This window comes from Bacillus sp. EKM202B (genome assembly GCF_011066025.1).
Lineage (GTDB): Bacteria > Bacillota > Bacilli > Bacillales > Bacillaceae_G > Bacillus_A > Bacillus_A toyonensis.
Window position 1 is genome coordinate 59614 of record NZ_JAAMNK010000015.1, and the last position, 22965, is coordinate 82578.

The window sequence follows — 22965 nt, forward strand, 5'->3', positions numbered from 1 at the left end:
TTAAAATAATAACAGTTACTCGACAAATTATTTGAATTTTCGACAAAAATACTCATTAGGAGGATTTTCTTTATATGCGTACAACTTTAAAACCAGCGCAAATACTTTCGATTAGTTTACTACTATTCGCAGTTTTCTTCGGTGCTGGTAATATGATTTTCCCGCCCCTTCTCGGTCTTTCTTCCGGAGAGAACATGTGGGTTTCCATTACAGGATTTATTATTACAGACGTCGGTTTATCTTTACTAGCTATCGTCGCTGTTGCCCTTGCCGGTGGTAGTTTTAACACTTTAGCAAGCCGTGTTCATCCAAAATTCGCAGCAGTATTCGCTATCATTATTTATCTTTCAATCGGCCCACTATTTGTTATTCCACGAACTGGATCTGTATCTTACGAAATTGGGATTGCACCACTTTTCCCAGATCAATGGTATTCTATGTTGGCTTTTAGCGCTATTTTCTTTACAGTCGTTTACTTCCTATCATTAAATCCATCCAAATTAGTAGATCATATCGGTAAAATATTAACGCCAATTTTACTTGTAATTATTGCAATTATGGCAACAAAAGCGATTCTTTCACCAGGATCATTCACAGAACCTATCGGTGACTATAAAGACATCCCATTTTTCAAAGGATTTCTTGAAGGGTTTTTAACGTTAGATGCAATTGGGGCGCTCGTATTATCAACAATTGTTGTAAATGCAATTCGCCAAAACGGTATACAAGATAAAAAATCCATCGCAAAATATACAATTATTTGCGGAAGCATTGCTGCCCTTTTCTTAACAATTGTTTATTTCTTACTCGGTTATATCGGGGCTTCAAACGGAAACTTAGGACAATTTGAAAACGGTGGTCAGCTATTAGCTACGATTATGTATCAATTCTTTGGGACAAGCGGTAATGTTTTATTAAGTATTGCAATTATTTTCGCTTGTTTAACGACTGCAATCGGTGTTGTAAGTGCATTCGCAAACTATTTCGCAACAGTGTTAACGAATGTTTCATACAAGAAATTGGTACTATACGTTTGTATATTTAGCTCCATCATTTCAAACTTAGGCTTAAGCTTATTAATTAAAATTACATTACCTGTATTAATTATTTTATATCCAATTACAATCATTTTAATTTTCGTATCATTTATTGATAAATATACGAAACGTAAACCTTCTGTCTATATCGGAGCAATGATTGCTGCATTCCTTATTAGCTGTATTCATGCACTTGATAATGTGGAAATGATTCCAAACTTTATCGCTAATATCGTACACACAATTCCTTTTTATAACTTAGGGATCGGCTGGATTGTTCCGGCAATTATCGGTGGTATAATCGGATACTTTATTCCGCAAACAGAAGCTGAAGGTGAAGTTTCTACGAAATAAAAAAAGAAGCAGGCATTGATTATGCTTGCTTCTTCTTTATTTTCACATCGTATGTTTAAAAGTAAATAACTCTTCTTTTGACTGCACAACAGATTGTTCTTCTTCTACAACTGGCTTCTTTATCTCTCCGCCTAACCTTACTTTTAACATCGCCTCTTCTATACTTTTTACAATCATATTTCCTGAAAAAATAGTAAGCCCGAAAAATGTAATTGGGACGAGAGGAATCCACGGATGCACTGTTAATGATCTAAAATAGACTCCTATTAACCCTGACCATTCATGTGTGTAAGAGTCTATTTCTTTTATCCCTATCGGTCCACCAAACTGGACTGTCCCTCCAAAAAACACCTCAAGTAACCCTAAATGAAGTAAAATGGTCAAGGTTTGAGTAAACTGTTGAAGAAATACAAGTATAAACGTCATATAGAGATGCGGAAAAAGATGCTTTATAACAATGTGCCTTCTCGATCCACCTAATATGCGCGCGGCATCAACAAATTCTTCTGTTTGTAATTTACGAACTTCCTTCGCAACATACAGTGCAATAACTGGCATCACAAGCATTACAAGTAATACAACTTGAAACGAAGCCCTTTCAAAAAAGCTTGTTGTTTCCTCCCCGCTTCCAAATAGATTTGCAAATTGAAGAAAAAAATACGCAATCATAACTGTTGGAATAACTGTGAAACTATCAAAAAAAGCCTCAATCTTTGAAAAACCTCTTCTTACATATGTTCCAAGTACAACACCAAAGAACACACCTATTACCATTCTAAGTGCCGCAATTAAAATAGATATACCAATCGTCCACTTCGCGCCTTCAATAACTAAATGTAAAAGGTCGTATCCTTTCCGATCTGTCCCGAGTAAAAATTGGAATGAAGGTGAAAACGGTGGCACTTGTGGATTTTCATCCGCATCATATTGCAATGTAACTTGCCTAATGTGTCCATCATTCCATAACGTATTTCCGATGCTCAAAAGAACTAATATGAGAAGAAACCCAATGCTTATCCAAAATCTTTTATCACGTTTTATATACGTCCACATATTATAATCTCTCCTTCATCGCAGCCGGAATGAGATAATGAAACAATTTAAATAAAATAAAAATCGGAATATAAATAAGCAGTACACTAACGATGAAAACCTCCACCCTAATACCTTCGTACGATTTTAAAAACATGAAAATACCACCCGTATTAAAAATCCATTCTATAATATATAAATTAGATAACATAAAAAAGATATTCGTTTTCGCAAAGAAAAGTGTACTAAGCAACACATTTCGTAAAATATGACGATTTAAAATATGAAAACGCCCCAAACCTTTCGCCTTAGCAAATAGTACATAATCTTTTTCTAATTCATTTTCAAAACGAAGCACTACCATTTTTACAAACATAATCGTAGTCGGGATGCTCAAACAAAGTATCGGCAATCCTCTAATCGACTCGCCTCCAATTGAAGCAATTTTAAAAGGTAAAAAACCTGTTTGTTTAAAAAACCATACAACTAAAATTTGTGATACTAAAATAAGAAGAATATCTGGAATGGATTCTAGGAAGATAAGAAATGATTTAATTCGATGTTGTATACGCGGTGAACTACTCATAATTACATAAACGATACAAAATGCTACAAATAATGAAATGAAAAAAGCAGCCAAAAAAATAATAATCGTTTCTTTATAATGGGCGAACAACTGTGGAAATAAAAATTTACCTCTCACATATTGCAAATTGGAAATATCCATTAAGTTCACAAACACTTCTTTTAAACTCTGTATGTACTTTGATACATCCACCTTAAATCCATAAAATAATTTCGGCAAAGCCCCTAAAATAATAATCCCCAAAATCGAAATAAGAAATTGAATCGTCACTTCCATCCCATTCAAAAATACTTTTTTGACCATTTTTCCCCTTCTCTCTCTATGATTTACCCTTTAATTTTATTCTTAATTTTCTGAATTGTAAATATTCAAACATAAAAAATCACTAGGTTATGATCCTAGTGATTCTTTATGTACATGTTTTTCTCTTTTCGCAAACGGCATATACACAATAAAACATCCAGTAAGCGCTGCGAGTTCTAATGAAATAATGTAGTAAGGATGCGGTCCTAACATATCGAGTAATGAGGCAGTTTCTGGCTTATGAGCTAAAAACATATAATTTCCACCCGTTTTGTAATTCACAAACGAAACAATTGGAATCAATATGTTTAAAAATATCATTGTGCGTTTAATAGATTGTACTGTCGGACGATACCCTTCTACCCAGGTCATAAAGAGCGGTGCCCAAATGAGCAATACATGCGCAATGAAATATTCAATGAAACGAAAATGTGGAAAAGCATACTGCAAGTTTGGCGTTAAAATGGCTTGTGATGCACCGATAATTCCTGTGAAAAACACAATCTCATATATGCGATAACTTTTCGTTACAATCATAATTGACGCTAATAATAAACTAATCGTACATAACTCAAATGGTAATGAAGTGCCTAGGTCAAAAATCCCGGCTTTCCATTCCCACATATGAAGCCCAATTTCACTTCCTATAAATAGAAATGCAATCGCATATCGAACCGTTATATTCCACTCAATTTGACGTAATACATCTTGGTATTGATATAAAAAAAAGATCCCCACCAACATAATAAATAATATAATGGCATGTTGCCTTGAGTATGGAATAAATGGTTTTAATGGGTGTGCGCTAAAATAAGTTTCCATCTTCCTTCCTCCTCTCCTTCCTACAATATTATTGTAGGAAAGAAACAACGAGTCAATTCATTTGCTTAAGCTAGGACAACCTCTACCTTACATTTACATATTCATACCTTACAAAACTGTAAGGTTATTGTAAGCTAAAACGATTTGTCAGATTCTTCACCTCTTCTATACTTAATGTAGATACTAAAACGAACGAAAAGGTGATAAATAGATGAAGAAGAAAAATAAAGTGTTAATTACTAGTGTAGTAGCAATCGGAATTGCAGCTGGATCATACTTTGCATTTGCTGGTGGTGGTGGTTCAGATGTTGCAATGGCATATAGCAGTTATAAAGTAACAGAAAAACAAATCGAAAACGCGCAAAAATTTGGCGGTGAAGTTATTCCAAACGGAATTGAAACTATTTCATTTGATCCAACAAAAGGCACGTATGAATTAGCGGTTAAAAAAGGCGATGAAGTGAAAAAAGGGCAGCTTCTGTTTAAATATAATGACCCTACTGCTAAACAAGGTGTAACGGAAGCAGAAATGCAAAAGAAAATCGCACAAAAAGAAGTAACATTGTTCCAAAAACAAATTGATGCAGCGAAACAAAAATTACAAAAAGATAAAAATGCAGGTCTTCCTCAGGAAGCATTAAAAGCATCGGAAGTCGAAGTGCAACAATTAGAATCACAACTTGAAATGAAAAAGTTTGAAGTTGAAAAATCTGATGAAATGATTAAAGCAGCAAAAGAGAAAGTAAACACTCTTTCTGTAACAAGTCCTGTTGATGGTGTAATTGATGATATCGTGAAAACTGCTGATGAAAAAACAGGTATGAGTGGCATTACTCTTCGTCATGCTGGTCAATTTAAAGTAAAAGGTCAACTTTCTGAATATGAGCTTGCTAGTATGAAAGTTGGGCAAGAAGTAACTGTTTCATCAAAAACGGTCGCTGGTAAGACTTGGACAGGAAAAGTAACGGAAATTGGTTCTACACCATTAAAGAGTATGGACGAAAATAAAACTATTTCTAACTATCAATTCACTGTCACATTAGATAATAGTGAAGAATTACAAAACGGCTTCCACGTTTATGTAACAAGTAAATCTGGCGAAGCAACTGGTACAATTGTTCCGAAAAGCAGCATCGTGAAAAAAGGTGACAAAAATGTTGTCTTCGTTGTAAAAGATGGTAAAGCGAAAGAACAAGCGATTACTGTTGAATTCGAGACAGATAGCGAAGCAAAAGTTTCTGGAGTGAAAAAAGGAGAACAAATTATCTCTAAACCTGAAAAAGACTTAAAAGATGGTATGGAGGTTGTCGCCCAGTGATTAACTTAAAAGGCATCACGAAGTCCTTCCAAAATGGTGCAGAGTCCGTTCAAATATTACACGGAATTGACGTAACACTAAACCAAGGAGAATTCACTTCTATAATGGGACCTTCTGGTTCTGGTAAATCAACTTTAATGAACATTATCGGTTGCTTAGATAAACCAACGACAGGTGCGTATGAATTAGCGGGACAAAATATTTCAAACATGTCTGAAACCGAACTTGCACGCGTTCGTAATAAAGAGATCGGGTTTGTATTTCAAAACTTCATGTTATTACCGAGACTTACAGCACTTCAAAATGTAGAACTACCTCTTATTTACGCTGGAGTCGATAAAAAAGAAAGACGTGAACGCTCATTAGCCGCTTTAACAAAAGTTGGTTTAGCGGATCGAGCTACTCACTTACCGAACGAATTATCCGGTGGTCAAAAGCAGCGTGTTGCCGTTGCCCGTGCAATTGTAAATAACCCAAAATTCATTTTAGCTGATGAACCAACGGGTGCACTTGATACGAAAACGAGTACACAAATTATGGACCTCTTTTACGAATTAAACAAACAAGGCTCAACAATCATTATGATTACCCATGATCGTGAAATCGGGGAAGCTGCAGCACGTCAAATTGTAATTCGTGACGGAAATATCGTCCAAGATTGGAGAGGTTAATTTTGAACACGAGTGAAAATATACGCATGGCCCTTTCCTCTATCTTTGCTCATAAAATGCGTTCTATATTAACAATGCTAGGTATTATTATTGGTATTAGCGCCATTATTACTATCATTTCAATGGGTGATGGTACAAATGCAAAGTTTAAAAAAGAGTTAGGCCAAGGAAAAGATACAGAAGTAACGATTTACTACAACAACCCTGATTACGGAACTGATAGTGCCAAAATTACAGCTGATATGTTAAAACGTCTTCAAACTGTGCCAGGCGTTAAAGATGTTTATCCAGATGTAAGTATGAAAGTAAAAGCATCTTCTGGTTCAAAAGATGTCTCTCTTGATTTAAGAGGTGGAACAGGCGCCTTCATGACAGATGCAAAAATAAAATTAGTTCACGGTCGTGAATTAAATGATAGTGAATTAAAGCAAGCGATTCCTGCTGTTATTTTAAATGAAGAAGCTTTCAATAAATTATTTAACGGCTGGGAATCAAATTTATACACTGATATAAAAGGAAAGCCATATAAAGTAGTCGGTGTGTATGAAACGAAAAACGATTTCGGAATGGCTATGTCAGAAGGTTATACATCACTTGAAAACGCTCCTGTAATCTCAGGAGTAACTGAGTATGACTCTGTAAGATTAATATTAACTTCACCAGCAGAACGTAAAAGTGTAGAAAAACAAGCCGCTTCTGTTTTAAACGATATGAAAGCTCCTAAATTTGAGCATAAATTTGAAGCTCAAGATATGGGTGAATTTACGAAGCAACTAGATGAATCAATCGGTATGATGAAAATGGTATTCGGTGGTATCGCTGCTATTTCATTACTTGTTGGTGGTATTGGTGTAATGAACATCATGCTTGTATCTGTAACAGAACGTACACGTGAGATCGGTATTCGTAAAGCTCTTGGTGCAACACGCGGTAAAGTATTAACGCAATTCTTAATCGAATCTTGTATTTTAACGGGACTAGGTGGTTTTATCGGATTCATGCTCGGTATCTTCTTCGCTTGGATCGTCTCAATCTTTGCCGGATGGCCACTTGTTATCTCAAAAGAACTTGGACTTCTTTCAGTAGGTATTTCAATGCTAATCGGTATTGCATTCGGACTACTACCAGCTAACAAAGCTGCAAAACTTGATCCAATTGAATGTTTACGATATGAGTAAATAAAAAACGTAGGAGTGTACACTCCTACGTTTTTTATTTACCTATCAAATTGCGTTTCTTCTATTATATATGTTTCACGTTACAACTATCTTTCTAATACTCTTCATTCTTTATAGATACTCGGGCTATTATCGAATCCTATTATTGCAAAAATAATATGTAATAGACAAAATACAAGGCGTAATTTTTTCCATGCATCGACTTATTTTGTAACAATTCTATCGATATTTCATTAAATTTCACCTCATTTATATATTTCCACAGACAAAAATATTATTATTTTATAACTAAATTTTCGTTTTGACAGTAAAACACACCATTTTTGTAATACTACAGAAAACAATCAGAAATATTACTGTAATACTATTAACGTTATAGAAATTGAAATACCACTCATTTTATGTTTCACACGCTCTAATCCTCCAAAAAACAATAAGGAAGCGCTATCAGGTTATTTATGGAATTATTACAGAATATTAATGCCCCATTACGAAAGCTTTGTAATTTTATGTTTTTCGCAAATAAGAAAATAATGGTTGCTATAATGAGGTCAACGAAAACAAATGCAATGGAGGCTATTATGAAAAAATTTATGGGTATAGCAACAGCAGCGGTTTTTGGTCTTGGGATTTTCACAACATCTGCTAAAGCAGAAACAATCGTAACGACTGACGTACTAAACGTACGAGAAAACCCAACTACTGAATCAAAAGTTGTAGGAAAATTATTAGATGGATATAAAGTAAATGTTTTACATACAGAAAACGGATGGTCAAAAGTTAAATTGAATAGCGGTAAAGAAGCTTTCATAAGCGCTGACTATACGAAAGATACTTACTACGTAACAGCAAACGTATTAAACGTACGTGCTGGAGCAAACACAGACTCAGAAATTCTTGGTAAGTTGAAACAAGATGATGTAATCGAAACAACACACGAAGTGCAAAATGACTGGATTCAATTTGAATATAACGGAAAAACAGCTTATGTTCATGTTCCTTACTTAACAGGTAAAGCACCAGTTAAAGTTCAACCAGTAGCTAAAGTTGAAAAAACGACTACAGTTCAAGATACAGCTAAAGCTCAGGAAGTAGCTGAAACTCAAGCAAAAGCTAAAGCCGCGGAAGCAACTAAAGCTCGCGAAGCAGCTGAAGCTCAAGCAGAAGTTAAAGCTCAAGAAGCGGCTAAAGCTCGTGAAGCAGCTAAGGCTCAAGCAGCAGCTAAAGCTCAGGCAGATGCTGAAGCTCAAGCAGAAGTTAAAGCTCAAGAGGCGGCTAAAGCTCGTGAAGCAGCTAAAGCTCAAGCAGATGCTGAAGCTCAAGCAGCGGCTAAGGCTCAAGAAGCAGCTAAAGCTCGTGAAGCGGCTAAAGCTCAAGCAGATGCTGAAGCTCGTGAAGCAGCTAAGGCTCAAGCAGCAGCTGAAGCTCATGAAGCGGCTAAGGCTCAAGAAGCAGCTAAAGCTCAAAAACCAGCCACACAAAAACCTGTTGCAAAAGAAACTGAAACAAGTGCACCATCATCTTCTCGTGAGTTACGTGTTGTAGCAACAGCTTATACAGCAGATCCACTTGAAAATGGTTATAAAGCAGGCGACCAAGTAAAATCAGCTTTAGGCCACAACTTAACAGCTAATCCAAACATGAAACTAATTGCAGTTGATCCAAGTGTCATTCCATTAGGTTCAAAAGTATGGGTTGAAGGTTACGGAGTAGCAATCGCTGGTGATACTGGTGGAGCTATTAAAGGAAATAAAATTGATGTTTTAATGCCAGATAAAGGTTCATCAAGTAGCTGGGGACGTAAAACAGTTACAGTTAAAGTATTAAACTAGTTACTATAAAAAAAAGAGTCAGTCTCATTGTTGAGGCTGACTCTTTTTTTACTCTATTAAACTACTGAAAAATGTCACAGTAAATGAAATTATATCAACGATTTTTCAAATATATCTATCGTAACCTACAATATATCAACGATTTTTCGAATATATCTATCGTAACTTATAATATATCAACGATTCGACAAGAAATATCGATTTATCGACAAATTTTCACATTAAAAGCACTTTACTATTAAAAAGGCGTTCCAAAATTTAGAACGCCCCCTATCTTCCCTATTCCACACAAGTAAACTGCGTCCAAGCTCCTACATAATCTAGTAAGAATAACTCCTCTTCTGCAATTGTACCGACAATATTTTTCCGTTCATCTATCGGCATTTCTTTTAGAATGATTTGCAGCTCACCTTTATACTTTCCGAATGAGTTGTTACCAATTACAACTTGCCCTCTTTCCTGTAATACACTTTCGCGCACCGGGAAGTCATAGTCTTTGTACTTTTTACGCACTTCTGTAGAACGTACCATATACTCTGTTATGTCGCCGCGTCTTACATGTAATTCTTGCAGTGTCGCTCTCTTCTCTACTTCAGTCGCTTCGTCTACAAAGTGCACTTTTAGCTGTAACATGTAGCGATTTAAATTTCCTAGTTTTTCTAACTCTTCCTCACTCGCATAAGCATTTCCGATAATGACATCATCGATTAGCCCTGTTACCCATAAATGCTTCGCTTGTACTTCAATTGGTAAATTACGATGCTCTTCTAACGTACATAATCCGTCGTTAATATCCCATGGACCGATGTTTGCGACATGTGATGTAATAAAGGCTGCACTGCGAATACCATGCTTTTTAAAGCGTTCACTGCAGCGAATGAAATAATCGTACGGAAGACCAGTGAATTTTTGCGGATAAAAATTATGGCAACCGATTAAAGCTGATTTATTCGCTTGATGCGAAAGAATATTTTCTAAGTACGCAATATCGTTACTTACATTTAACTCAATTTTTAAACCGTACGGATTATTCGTCATTTTCGCTTCCGTTAACCCGTCAAAGCCTACATCTAAACGAATACCGTCTGCGCCTAATTCTGCGAAAAATGATAGATCGCTATAACTAATACCAAGCTGATCAAATACAGCCAGAGCTACATCTAAAATAACTTCCATATTGTTATCTTTTGCATGATTAATAATCTCTTTAAATTCAGCTACAATTTCTTCTTTCGGACGATTCACAGATAATAGACATGTGAATATTCTTGAAAAACCGTGGCGTGCCGCTGCCGAAATATATGCCATATCTTTTTCTTTCGTTGAATGCTCTGGATAAAGTGAAATTCCTAATTTACGCTCCATGCTTTTGCATCTCCTTCACACGTTGTATTAATGCCATGCTCGTAAATCTATATTTTGCAGATAAACATGTTGCACATAAAATGGTCGGTATAATAATTACGTAAGGTGATTGTAAGCTTAGCATTACATATGCACCCATTGAACAACCGATAAACAAAACTGATACGAGTAGTAAGACTAATAAAGATTTACTTTGTACCCATTTCGAATAATGAGCAATGCATTGTCCGATCACAAATGTAATTAAGATGATAATTGCTCCGAGCATTCTGTTTTCTCCTCTCCTGCTATTTGTTGTTTCTCATACATTTTGAAGAATGGATAGTAAATAATAAATGAGATTACAAAGTTAATAATTACAAGTACGCCAGCCATAATTGTCCAGTCCGTACTAATCACTGCTGCAATTGGCGCTAACATCGTAAATGGCAACTTTGCCATCATAAGTGGAATCATACCTGAAACAACTGCGAAATATGATACCGTCGTTGTAACTAACGGTGTAATAACGAACGGAATAATTAAGATTGGGTTCATTACAATCGGTGCCCCGAAAATAATTGGCTCGTTAATATTGAATAAACCTGGCACGAATGATAATCTACCTAACTCTTTTAAGAACTTAGATTTAGAGAACATAAACATAATGACTAAAGCTAACGTTGAACCCGACCCACCAATCCATACGAACCATTGAATAAATTGCTCTGTAAATAAGTTTGGTAACTGATGTGCATTTCCTGTAGCTGTGAACACTTCCATATTTTCAAGAATTGCTGAATCCCACATCGGACGAATGATTGGTCCTAAAATCGCTGGGCCATGAATACCGAATGACCAGAAGAACACGATTAAAAATACTGTTAATAAACCGCCGAATAAATTGTTTCCTACTAATACTGACTTTAATGGTGCGATTAAATATGTGATCGTTGTATTTACATCAAATTTTAAACCGTAACGAATACCCCAGAATAAAAGAATAACTACTAGAGTTGGAATTAATGCTGCAAACGAGTTTGCAACTGCTGGTGGTACACTTTCTGGTAATTTAATCGAAATATTATGCTTAATCATAAAATGATAAATTTCTACTGCAATTAATGCAGTAACAATTGCGCCGAATAAAGACGTGGCACTTAATGTTCCTACTGAAATGTATCTACCCGCATCAATAACACCTGGTACAGCTTTCGTAATTTGAATTGGTTCAACTGATGCTAATAAAAAGGCGAGTACAGAGAGTAATCCTGCGCTTAATTGATTGAGCTGATAAAAATTAGCGAGCGAAGCCCCTACCCCAAAAGCTGCGTATAATGCCATTAAGCCTACTGTAAATCGGAATGGAATATCTAAAATATGACGAAACGGTGCAATCCACTCCATATATGCATCAATTGGTAAGTTTAAAAAGATAACGAAAAATGATCCGACGATCGTTAATGGTAATGTAGAAATAACCCCGTTTCGAATTGCTAATAAATGTCGCTGTCCTGCAATCTTTTGCGTTGTTGGCATAATCTTCTGTTCCATAAAACTCATAAACCCATTCATCAATAGCCCTCCTTTGTTCAATATAACCAAAAGTTATAACATTATAATGTTTATGTTTAAAAAAATATAATTACGCTAAAACTAATTCTTCTGCCTGCTTAAGTACTTTCAAACCGTCACACATGCCATAATCTCGTTGGTTTATAATAGCAACTGGTATATCGTATGACTTTGCAAGAAACGCTACGGCCGGAAATAAATATTTCACTTGCGGACCAATTAAAACGACATCTGCTTCCTTAATTTCAAGCTTCACAAGTTCTGAATCAACTGCCTTAATTTTATAATCCTTCCCTTGTTTCTCCGCCTCTTCTTGCATTTTTCTTACAACCATACTCGTTGACATACCTGCAGCACAACATAATAAAATGTACATATTATTATACTGTCACTTTCTCTTCCACACGTTTATGAAGAGCGATAAATTCTTCAGCAAGTTCTTTCACTGTAATTGCATTCATTAAATGATCTTGTGCATGCACTAACAGTAAACTTATTTCTGCATGATTTCCTCTTGCTTCCTCTTGAATTAAATCCGTCTGAATACGATGAGCTGCTGAAATTTCTTCACTAGCAAGTTCCGTCTTTTCACTCGCATTCTCAAAATCTCCTTGTCTTGCAAAAGCGATTGCTTCAAGCGCCGCGCTTCTCGCGTTGCCACCATGTAAAATTAACGCAAATGGAGTTTGCATATCAGTCATTTTAACTTCCCCCAAGCTTTGTTTTTCTATATGTTCATCTTATTATGAAAGCGCATACAATTAAACATAAAAAACTTCCGTTATGTAACGGAAGTTTTTATATACTTTTTCAATACGATAATAAAATCTCTTGAAAACCTTCAATTAATTCAGCCTGAGTTAATTTCTCTATCGTATTCTGATTAGACATAATATCATATAAAAAATCATAAAGTCGTTGCAAATCTTCATTATTATTGCGCTTCACACTAAATAAAATAATCAATTGTACTTTTTTATCTCCCCACTCAACAGCCTTATCAAGTGTACAAAACATCAAAAATGTTTCCTCACTTAATAACTGCATCGGATGCGGAATCGCCACTAAATTTCCAACCGCTGTCGGAGATGTATTTTCTCTTTCCATAACAGAAGCATAAAAATTTTCTGGCACATAGTTTTTCTCAGCGGCTTTCTCACATAAAAATTGAATAACTTCTTCTTTCGTAGAAGCACTACAATTTAAAAAGATTAAATCTTCTTTTATATATTGCTGCACACTATTATTCACATGCGTAAACAATTGCTGACCAATCGATTTAATCTCTTTATCATCAAATATTGAGTTCACTTTTATAACTGGAACAGGCAAACCACTCGGTATATGAATCGTACTAATAATACAATCTATTTTGTCTTTATAAAGGTCTTCTACTTTCAATTGATAATAGCCTGTAATACCTACAATCTCTAATTTATCTCTAAACTGTGATAAAATTTTATATTTTAATAGTTGTGCACTCCCTTGACCAGTCGCACAAACTAATAAACATCTTTTCTTTTGATTCTGCTCCTGCAAACGGCTCATCGCTCCGCCGAAATGAATAGCAATATAACCAATTTCACTTTCCGGAATCGTTTCACCCGTATATTCACCAATTATATCTCCAACGAGAACCGCAATTTCAAAAGCATACGGATAATTCTTTTTCACTTCTGCCAAAAGAGGATTTCTCGTATTTAACTTATACTTCAAACGATTTAATAACGTTTTTAAATGAACACCAAATCCAAATAATAATTCTTCATCATAATAAAAAATAAGATTCCGTTCTTCCGCTACTTTAAAAAGAATATGTTGCATAAATGCATATATATCTTTTCCTAATAGCTCTTCTACATTTTCATAGCGATCTCTCGCTGTAACAGCAGTACTTAACAAATGCACCGTCACATATAATACTTCTTCTTCTGGAAATAAAAGTTTTAACTCTTTCTCTAAATCTCCTAAAATCTGCTTAGCAATTGTATATTCTTTCTTTATTATAAGTTCTGATTGCTCTACATGCAGTCCTGTCATATAACGTTGACTTTGACAACGCTTTAATGCGATTGCAATATGAATAACTAGATTATCAATTTCTATATCAGATAAATATATTGTTCCACCCTCAATATACTTTAATATAATTGAACGAATGAGTGATATATGAGGTAACGATACATATGTATCCGTCTGCTCAAATTGCTCATGAAACGGAGTATGTTCATAACGTGGTAAACCATATTGTGATAAACAAGAACGAATATTAAATTCCTCTCCCACAATACGTATACCATAATACGGTCTCTTTTCAATTTGCAATGTATAGCGACCGCATATATCTGTAACATCTTTCATAATTAAATTTACAGTTGATTTACTCACGTAAATCTCTTCTGCTAACTGCGAAAGCTTCACATATCCTTCTGTCGTTAAAACACGTTGTAAAATATACGCAACTCTTTCTTCATAAGAAGTTGGGATCTTTTCCGTCTGTTTTTGAAATAGACTCACACAAAACTCTTCAAATATCTTCGTCTGTATAATTTCTAGTTCATATCCAGTCCCTCTTTGCGATTCGATTTTCGCTCCGTTTTCTTCCAATATATCATTTAATAATTTTATATCCTTTTGAATCGTCTTCGTTGATACATGTAATCGGTTCGCTAAAAAAGCTCGATTTAACATCGATTTCTCTTCTAAAAACTCCTCTAAAATAGAAATTAATCGCTGATGCACCTTTGTCATAGCTCTTCCTCTCGCTCTTTATATATAAAGGGGGAAAAGCTGCTGAAATCAGTAGTTTTTCCCCTTTATATTCTCTCTATTTCTTTAATGTAAATCCGAATTTATCCCAAGCTTGTAAATAATCTAGTAAGAAAATTTCTTCTTCTATAATTCGACCAACTACATTTGTTTTTCCTGTATTCACCATATCTTTTAATGCAATTTGTAATTCACCTTTATACTGGCCATATTGCTCATTATCAATTAAAAGATCGCCACGCTTAATTTCACGCGTATTATGAGGTTTAAACTCTTCTTTTTTATATTTCACACGACTTTGTGTAGAACGAATCATATATTCAGATACATCCCCGCGATAAAAATGAGGTTCTTCTAATATGATAATTCTTTCTAAATTTGTCGTTGTATCGTATAGTTCTATATCAAATGTTTGTTTCTCTTTATTTAACGCACCTAGTGCTTGTAATTCTTCTTCTGAAGCATAAGCGTTCGCAATGATAACATCATCAATTAATTCTGTCGCAAATAAATGCTTCGCTTGCGTTGTCATCGGTAATTCACGATGCTCTTCTAACGTACATAAACCTTCTGTTACTGGCCAAGGTCCGTATGTTGCATCAAATGATGAAATAAATGCAGCTGTTCTCATGCCGTAATCTTTAAATTGTTTCGAGCATGTAATGAAATGATCGTATGATAACCCAGAATAGCGGTGCGGATAAAAATTATGACAGCCAATTAAATTTTCACGATTTGGTCTATGACTCATAATGTTATCTACATACTTTGTGCCGTTACTCATATTGATTTCAATTTTTAAGCCGTACGGATTGTACGTCATAATCGATTCTTCTAATCCTGAGAACCCGACATCTAAACGAATACCGTACGCACCTAGTTCATGGAAGAACGATAAATCGTTATATGAGATACCAAGCTGTTCAAAAACAGATGGACTAATATCAACTAATACTTGGAACCCTAATGCATTCGCATGAGAAATCGTTTCTTTAAATTCTTCAATAATTTTCTCTTTTTCTCCATCCACAGATAGTAAACATGTGAACACACGTGTAAATCCGTATTTACTTGCTAATGTTACATATTCCTTATCTTTCTCTACCGTTGAATGTTCTGGATAAATAGAAATACCTAATCGTCTCATATGTACACGCCTCTTTCTTCATTGTTTTGTAAACCTTTTCAAATATATGTAGCGAAAAAGTATATATCCCCTTCTCATTCACTACCTTTTGAATCCGCTTTCTTTAAAGAAAAAACAATTTCTATCATTCATAACAACTACAAGTCTATACATCTATACTTTACATCTTTTTTTCATAGTTGTGTAGCGTTTACACAAATTTGTCAGTTTTCATCTTAAAAATTGTTATCCGCTTTCAAGACACCTTCCTTGACTGTTACATTGACCAATACATATACTCGAAAGAAAAGAGATAAAGTGAAACTTTAATCAGTGGGGGTTTTGTTCATCCCTCCACTGATTATTAGCCTTCACCAATCGGGCGTTTACGAGCAGTAGGGCTTCCACCTAACTTCTTTGCTCCAGCCAGATTTTGAGGTGGGAATTTTACTGTCCGCAAATAGCGGGAAAAAATTTATATAGGGGATGAATATATGGGAGAGGCAATACTCGTAAAACGAGAACCGTTATGGACAAAAGAGTTTGTTGCTTTAATTTTTGCAAACTTATGTATGTTTTTAGGGTTTCAAATGTTAATTCCAACTTTACCTGTTTATGTGAAAGAAATCGGTGGCACAAGTTCAAATATCGGATTGGTTGTCGGTATGTTTACCGTTGCGGCACTTTTTGTTAGACCGCTAACTGGAAACGCCTTGCAGAAATTTAATAAAAAAATCATTTTAATGATCGGTACTGCTATTTGTTTACTCGCTATGGGCAGTTACCTTTTCGCCTCTACCATTTTTCTCTTGCTTGCCGTTCGTATTTTACACGGAGCTGGCTTCGGTATTACAACGACTACATATGGAACTGTCGTTTCTGATTTAATTCCAGCAGCTCGCCGCGGAGAAGGCATGGGATATTTCGGCCTTTCTGGAACCATTGCAATGGCTCTCGGCCCACTAATCGGACTATGGCTTATGCAAGCATATAATTTCAACGTTCTTTTTTTATGTGCACTCTCATGCACAATCGTTTCATTAATTTTAACGAAACTACTTCAAATCCAAAAAACGAAACAACCACCAAAACAATCATCTGGTACTTTTCTCGATGGATTTATTGAGCGCAAAGCTTTACTTCCTTCATTATTAATATTATGTATTACATTAATGTACGGAGGAATCGGCAGCTTTATCACACTATTTGCTACCGAAGTTGGCATTGCTGATATTAGTCTCTTCTTTTTATGTAACGCGCTAGCAATCGCTGTAACTCGTCCATTTTCCGGAAAGTTATATGATGCGAAAGGCCATACATTCGTCATCATTCCAGGGGTTATTATAACGTTCGCAGGTATTATTTTATTGTCGTATACAACGACAATTCCGAGCTTAATTATTGCGGCAGCCTGTTATGGAAGTGGTTTCGGAGCGATTCAGCCTGCGCTACAAGCATGGATGATCGACCGAGTAGCACCGCACCGACGAGGAGTCGCAACAGCTACATTCTTCTCAGCATTTGACCTTGGAATTGGTGCGGGAGCGATTATTTTCGGATTCATTGCACATTTTACAAACTATGCGACTGTATATCGTTATTCTTCCCTATTACTTATTGCTTTTCTGTTCATTTACATTACAAGTATAAGAAAACAAAAGCACGGAGATAAAAATACAGAAAAAGCTGCTGGATAATTTAGCGGCTTTTTTTTCTTGCAAAAAAAGACTACTTAATAAATATTAAACCCCATGTTGGCTTTATAAAACTACATGCATTTCCCTACATATTTTTTTAACTATCATCAAAAAATATACAGTGAACTTGTAGAAGATTTCTTTGATATACAATTGAATAATACTATTCTAAAAAGTGTGATTTCTTTACAAAAACACTATTTACAAAAGACGAAAACCATTAAAATACAGCTGTTTCTTTAAAGAATTGTAAACTTTTCACCTCTTTGTAAATTTAGTGTAAATTTTACTAGCAAACCGTTTACAGTGCCTCAAGGTTTAGTTAATAATTACATCGTACATGAAATTTAAGGAGTGGAATGCGTGGAATATAATGTTCAAGAAATGATCTTCCAATTCATTGGTGGATTAGGTATTTTCTTATTCGGGATTAAATACATGGGCGATGGACTGCAACAAGCAGCTGGAGATCGTCTTCGCGATATTTTAGATCGTTTTACAACGAACCCACTTATGGGTGTACTAGCAGGTATGTTAGTTACTGTATTAATTCAATCAAGTTCAGGAACAACCGCTTTAACAGTTGGACTTGTAAGTGCCGGATTTATGACATTAAGACAAGCAATTGGTGTTATTATGGGTGCGAACATCGGTACGACAGTTACTGCATTTATTATCGGGATTAAAATCGGAGAATACGCTCTCCCAGTTATGGCAGTTGGAGCGATTTTACTATTCTTCTTTAAAAATAAAAAAGTACATTCTGTAGGTCAAGTTGTATTCGGTTTTGGTATGTTATTCTTCGGTTTAGAATTAATGAGCGCAGGTATGAAACCTCTTCGTTCATTAGAGGCATTCCAAGATTTAATGATTAGCATGAGTGATAATCCAATTTTAGGAATTATTGTCGGTACAGTCTTCACTTTAATTGTACAAAGCTCAAGCGCAACAATCGGTATTTTACAAGAATTATTCGGTCAAGGTGCAATCGATTTACAAGCTGCCCTTCCTGTATTATTCGGTGATAACATCGGTACGACAATTACAGCAGTATTAGCAGCAATCGGTACTTCAATTGCAGCAAGACGTGCAGCATTAGTTCACGTTATCTTTAATATTATCGGTACCATTATCTTTACGATTATATTGATACCATTTACAAATTTAATTCAATATTTCCAAACGTCATTAAACTTGAATCCAGAAATGACAATTGCATTTGCACATGGAACATTTAACGTAACGAATACAATCATTCAGTTCCCATTCATTGCAGTATTAGCCTGGATTGTAACAAAAATTATTCGTGGTGAAGATGCATCTATTAACTTCAAACCACAACATTTAAATCCAATCTTTATTGAACAATCTCCAGCTATTGCTTTAACAGAAGCTCAAAAAGAGATTATCCGTATGGCGGAGTTTTCATTAGATGGATTAAAAGAAGCAAACCAATTTTTAAATACACAAGACAAAAAACACGCTAATATGGCTACTCAATTAGAAGGAGCTATTAACAATTTAGATAAAAAAATTACCGAGTATTTAGTTTTACTATCAGAAAAACCACTTTCATCAGCAGATTCTGAGAAGCATTCTGTTTTAGCTGGTGTTGTTGGAGATATTGAACGTGTCGGTGATCATGTAGAAAACCTTGTAGAACTTGTAGATTTCCAAATTTCAAACCGCGTTTCACTATCAGACGACGCACTAACTGAATTAAATGAAATGCTTGAATTAACAATTTCAACATTACAAGATGCAATCAATGCTTTAACAAACTTTGACACTGAACTAGCTCAAACTGTTATTGCAAAAGAACGTAAAATCGACCAAATGGAACGTGTTCTTCGCAAACGTCACGTAATACGTCTAAACGAACGCAGCTGTTCAGGCGATGCAAGTATCATCTTCGTTGACATGGTAAGTAACTTAGAGCGTATCGGTGATCACGCTGTAAATATCGCTGACGGTGTTTTAGGTGAACAAGGAAAAATCAATTTAAAACAATCATTATAATAGGAAAGAGACGCTCAAGTTAGCGTCTCTTTTTTATTTCATATTTACAACTGTTCTTCCTTTTAACTTTCCTTGCAATATGAGCGAAAACTTCTCATCTAATTTTTCTAATGTACATTCTTCTGTATAAGATAATAGTTCTAAGTTTTTCCACTCTGTCGCTAACAATGCCCACACTTCTCTTCTCATATCTACTGGACATTGTACGGAATCTATTCCTACAAGGCTAATACCTCGCAAAATAAACGGATATACTGTTGTGTGTAATTCATGCCCTGCCACATTACCACATGTCGTTACACAACCGGCATATCGTACCAATTTCAATGCTGTTTCTAACATCTTTCCGCCCACAGTATCGATAACCCCGGCGTATATTCCTTTAAGCATTGGCCTTCCTGATTCATCACTCAACTCTTCACGCTGAATTACCTTCTTTGCTCCTAAACGTAGTAACATCTCTTCTTCTTCCAATTTCCCTGTTGCTCCGACTACGTTATATCCTAACTTACTTAAAATACTAACCGCTACACTACCTACACCGCCCGTAGCACCCGTTACTAAAACATCTCCCATATTAGGCATAATTCCTGCTCCAATGAGCTTATATACCGATAGTGCAGCTGTAAAACCAGCTGTCCCATACATCATACTTTCATTCAAAGACATTCCTTCTGGTAAAGAAACAATCCAAGATGGTGGCACGCGAATATATTCTCCGAATCCACCAGACGTATTCATACCTAAATCATACCCCGTTACAATAACTTGATCCCCTACCTTAAAGGAACCATCTTCACTACTCACAACTTCTCCTGCAGCATCGATTCCTGGCGTATGAGGATATGTTCTCGTTACACCTTTATTACCAGTAGCTGAAAGCGCATCTTTATAATTTAATGAAGAGTAATGAACTCGTATTAGCACATCTCCTTCAGGTAAACGATTGATTTCTCTCTCAACAAGCTTTCTTTCAAATTGATTATTTTCTTTTTCTTTCACGACGATTGCTCGGAATGATGTATGACCCATTATGCTCTCTCCTTCATCCGTAAAATTCTTCTTTATTATATAGAAGAAATAAGTAGTACTACCAATTTCTTATTGGCTATATTTCAACAAATCTTACTTCTCTCTCACTTTCTCACAATATATATTTTCATTTCTACTAAAAAAACATATACTTATCCTACATCTGAAAAATAACATATAGAAAATCTGACTTTTTATAAATAAATTGAATTTTTACGAAATGTAAATGATTTGTAATGTTTTTTTTCGTCAAATTTCATTATAATAAGTGGATGTGAGTGTCGTATTTCAATCCAAATGAAGGAGTACAAGAAATGGAGCAAAACCCATCTTTGCAAGAAAATACACGCAATAAACCGAAAAAAAGTAAGAAAAAAACAAAAATTATTATAAGCGTCATTCTATTCTTTTTAATAGTAGGAGGCGGTTATACGTGGTTTTTAGTAAATAAAGCATCTTCTGCTGTTCGAAATGCCGCACACGATTTAGCACGCGGTGATAAATCTGATTTACGTGATAAAGCTGTAAAACCTATTACGAACAATGTCTCTGTCTTAATAATGGGTGTTGATGAAAGCGATGTCCGAGGAAAAGAATATGGTGAAGCTATAAGAACAGATGCGCTGTTGCTTGCAACTTTTAATAAAGACAGCAAAACTGTTAAACTATTAAGTATTCCACGTGACACATATACTTACATTCCAGTAGAAAAGAAAAAAGATAAAATTACACACGCTCATGCATTCGGTTCTGCTAAAAACGGTAAAAAGGGTGGACCACAAGCAAGTATCGATGCAGTTGAAAAATTAATGAATGTTCCTGTCGATTACTTTGTAAAATTTAACTTTAAATCATTTATAAAAATTGTCGATGATTTAGGCGGCATTGAAGTCGATGTACCTGTTGAATTTTCAGAACAAGATAGTAATGATAATGCCGATGCAATTCACCTGAAAAAAGGTGTCCAAAAGTTAAATGGCGAAGAGGCTCTTGCTCTTGCTAGAACGCGACACATCGATAGTGATGCAATGCGTGGGCAACGTCAACAACTCGTTATTGAAGCTATTTTAAAGAAAATAACAAACGTTGGATCTGTAACAAAAGTTGGCAACATCATTGATGATATTAACGGACAATTCGTTACAAACTTAACATTCGATGATATGCTTTCATTCTATAAATATGGCGCAGATTCTTCAGTTGAAAAGTTACAAATTCAAGGTGATGACTGCTATATGGAAAAAGGTGATGATACATGTAGCAAATCTGCTGGTGGCGGTCGAACATATTACTACAATCCAGATAAAAAAGCACTAGCAAATGTTACGAACGAACTTCGTACTCACCTTGGACTACCTGCCTATACAAAAACTGACTTTGATTCGAAAAAAACAGATTCAGAGAAAACGAAAGACACTAACTCTGAGAGAACAAAAGACACTGACTCTGAGAAAACAAAAGACACTGACTCTGAGAGAACAAAAGACACTAACTCTGAGAGAATAAAAGACACTAACTCTGAGAGAATAAAAGACACTGACTCTGAGAGAATAAAAGACACTGACTCTGAAAATACAAACAAACGTGAGTCAAGTAACAACAACCATAATGATAATAACAATGAAGATATAAAAACATCATCTAATAACAATGAATAAAAAGAAACCGTACTCTATGGAGGTAGAGTGCGGCTTCTTTTTTTAAACATAAAAAATCAGAACTTTCCAACTATCTTTTTTAATATTTTTAAATTATAATAAATAATAGTAATCTATTCCAATTATCAGGGGGCTCATACATATGAAAGCTGCAGTAAAACATAACATTTCAGATTTTAAAGACTACTTAAAATCCAACGATATATACATGGAAGAAAATATAGATGAAAATGATGGTTCGGTACATTTTTCAGTAGGATTAGAAACAGAAGCTGGCGCAAAAATTCAACTTATCGCTGCTTTCGAAAATGAAAATCCGACTGTGGATATATACTGCTTCAATGTTGCTCACGTACCTGACGAAACATCAACAAATGACATTTTACATGTCATCAATGAATTAAACACATCTTACCGATTTGCAAAATTCACACTAAATAAGCAAAATGCAATTGATATTTCAACATCTCTTGCATTCTCAGAACCAAACTTTAATCCGGCACTTGTTTTTGAGCATACGAGAATGCTGTATAAATTAGCGAACGACGAATATAAAAACTTAATGAAAGTTATTTGGGCATAAAGTAAAACTATAATCAGTGACGTTTTACT

At 35.1% G+C, this 22965-nt stretch carries 20 protein-coding genes; 9 read left to right on the forward strand and 11 right to left on the reverse strand.

The features are described 5' to 3' along the window. The first annotated feature begins 74 nt into the window (after positions 1–74). The gene (gene brnQ2 / locus G9F74_RS18115) at positions 75–1391 is read left to right on the forward strand and encodes a branched-chain amino acid transport system II carrier protein BrnQ2 (protein WP_016107873.1); all 1317 of its coding nucleotides are present in this window, start codon (positions 75–77) and stop codon (positions 1389–1391) included. A gap of 42 nt (positions 1392–1433) precedes the next feature. Here brnQ2 and G9F74_RS18120 read toward each other — a convergent pair whose 3' ends face one another. The 3 genes from G9F74_RS18120 to G9F74_RS18130 form a co-directional block, all read right to left on the reverse strand. After that, positions 1434–2444: an ABC transporter permease gene (locus tag G9F74_RS18120; RefSeq protein ID WP_016107872.1), complete on the reverse strand. Its 1011-nt coding sequence runs from the start codon at positions 2442–2444 to the stop codon at positions 1434–1436. Position 2445: 1 nt separating this feature from the next. After that, positions 2446–3312, reverse strand: a complete 867-nt coding sequence (locus G9F74_RS18125) for an ABC transporter permease subunit (RefSeq protein ID WP_016107871.1) — start codon at positions 3310–3312, stop codon at positions 2446–2448. An 87-nt stretch (positions 3313–3399) separates the two neighbouring features. Beyond that, positions 3400–4134: a YwaF family protein gene (locus tag G9F74_RS18130; RefSeq protein WP_016107870.1), complete on the reverse strand. Its 735-nt coding sequence runs from the start codon at positions 4132–4134 to the stop codon at positions 3400–3402. A 211-nt stretch (positions 4135–4345) separates the two neighbouring features. On the opposite strand from G9F74_RS18130, the gene G9F74_RS18135 reads away from it, so the two are divergent. The 4 genes from G9F74_RS18135 (at position 4346) to entC (ending at position 9133) form a co-directional block, all read left to right on the forward strand. After that, a complete protein-coding gene (locus G9F74_RS18135; RefSeq protein WP_016107869.1) occupies positions 4346–5452 on the forward strand; it encodes an efflux RND transporter periplasmic adaptor subunit in 1107 nt (368 codons plus the stop codon). Continuing rightward, complete coding sequence (locus tag G9F74_RS18140; RefSeq protein ID WP_000609098.1) at positions 5449–6123, forward strand: ABC transporter ATP-binding protein; 675 nt, start codon at positions 5449–5451, stop codon at positions 6121–6123. Before G9F74_RS18135 ends, G9F74_RS18140 begins: the two co-directional genes overlap by 4 nt. A 26-nt stretch (positions 6124–6149) precedes the next feature. Further along, a complete protein-coding gene (locus tag G9F74_RS18145) occupies positions 6150–7301 on the forward strand; it encodes an ABC transporter permease (RefSeq protein ID WP_002038017.1) in 1152 nt (383 codons plus the stop codon). A 458-nt stretch (positions 7302–7759) separates the two neighbouring features. Beyond that, positions 7760–9133, forward strand: a complete 1374-nt coding sequence (entC, locus tag G9F74_RS18150) for a cell wall-binding protein EntC (protein WP_016107868.1) — start codon at positions 7760–7762, stop codon at positions 9131–9133. 279 nt (positions 9134–9412) lie between these two features. Here entC and G9F74_RS18155 read toward each other — a convergent pair whose 3' ends face one another. The 7 genes from G9F74_RS18155 to G9F74_RS18185 form a co-directional block, all read right to left on the reverse strand. Continuing rightward, positions 9413–10498 (reverse strand): DUF871 domain-containing protein, encoded by a 1086-nt coding sequence (locus G9F74_RS18155; protein WP_016107867.1) that lies wholly within the window; start codon positions 10496–10498, stop codon positions 9413–9415. Then, positions 10488–10766 (reverse strand): hypothetical protein, encoded by a 279-nt coding sequence (locus G9F74_RS18160; RefSeq protein ID WP_000900041.1) that lies wholly within the window; start codon positions 10764–10766, stop codon positions 10488–10490. Before G9F74_RS18160 ends, G9F74_RS18155 begins: the two co-directional genes overlap by 11 nt. After that, positions 10742–12052: a PTS sugar transporter subunit IIC gene (locus G9F74_RS18165; protein ID WP_001013063.1), complete on the reverse strand. Its 1311-nt coding sequence runs from the start codon at positions 12050–12052 to the stop codon at positions 10742–10744. Before G9F74_RS18165 ends, G9F74_RS18160 begins: the two co-directional genes overlap by 25 nt. 70 nt (positions 12053–12122) lie before the next feature. Then, complete coding sequence (locus G9F74_RS18170; protein WP_016107866.1) at positions 12123–12428, reverse strand: PTS sugar transporter subunit IIB; 306 nt, start codon at positions 12426–12428, stop codon at positions 12123–12125. A gap of 4 nt (positions 12429–12432) precedes the next feature. Beyond that, positions 12433–12753, reverse strand: a complete 321-nt coding sequence (locus tag G9F74_RS18175) for a PTS lactose/cellobiose transporter subunit IIA (RefSeq protein WP_016107865.1) — start codon at positions 12751–12753, stop codon at positions 12433–12435. Positions 12754–12862: 109 nt separating this feature from the next. Next, positions 12863–14803: a BglG family transcription antiterminator gene (locus G9F74_RS18180; protein WP_016107864.1), complete on the reverse strand. Its 1941-nt coding sequence runs from the start codon at positions 14801–14803 to the stop codon at positions 12863–12865. Between the two features lie 76 nt (positions 14804–14879). Next, positions 14880–15968, reverse strand: a complete 1089-nt coding sequence (locus tag G9F74_RS18185) for a DUF871 domain-containing protein (RefSeq protein ID WP_001253370.1) — start codon at positions 15966–15968, stop codon at positions 14880–14882. Between the two features lie 473 nt (positions 15969–16441). Here G9F74_RS18185 and G9F74_RS18190 point away from each other — a divergent pair, with 473 nt between their 5' ends. Further along, complete coding sequence (locus G9F74_RS18190) at positions 16442–17644, forward strand: MFS transporter (RefSeq protein WP_000503250.1); 1203 nt, start codon at positions 16442–16444, stop codon at positions 17642–17644. A gap of 363 nt (positions 17645–18007) precedes the next feature. Then, entirely contained in the window at positions 18008–19663 is a 1656-nt protein-coding gene (locus G9F74_RS18195; RefSeq protein WP_000456282.1) for a Na/Pi cotransporter family protein, read from the forward strand. Positions 19664–19696: 33 nt separating this feature from the next. Here G9F74_RS18195 and G9F74_RS18200 read toward each other — a convergent pair whose 3' ends face one another. Beyond that, complete coding sequence (locus G9F74_RS18200; protein ID WP_303745124.1) at positions 19697–20761, reverse strand: YhdH/YhfP family quinone oxidoreductase; 1065 nt, start codon at positions 20759–20761, stop codon at positions 19697–19699. Between the two features lie 248 nt (positions 20762–21009). On the opposite strand from G9F74_RS18200, the gene G9F74_RS18205 reads away from it, so the two are divergent. Next, the gene (locus tag G9F74_RS18205) at positions 21010–22353 is read left to right on the forward strand and encodes an LCP family protein (protein ID WP_016107862.1); all 1344 of its coding nucleotides are present in this window, start codon (positions 21010–21012) and stop codon (positions 22351–22353) included. Between the two features lie 142 nt (positions 22354–22495). Next, positions 22496–22936 carry a hypothetical protein gene (locus tag G9F74_RS18210; RefSeq protein WP_000642358.1) on the forward strand — a complete coding sequence of 147 codons (441 nt, stop codon included), beginning with the start codon at positions 22496–22498 and terminating at the stop codon, positions 22934–22936. Positions 22937–22965: the final 29 nt, after the last annotated feature.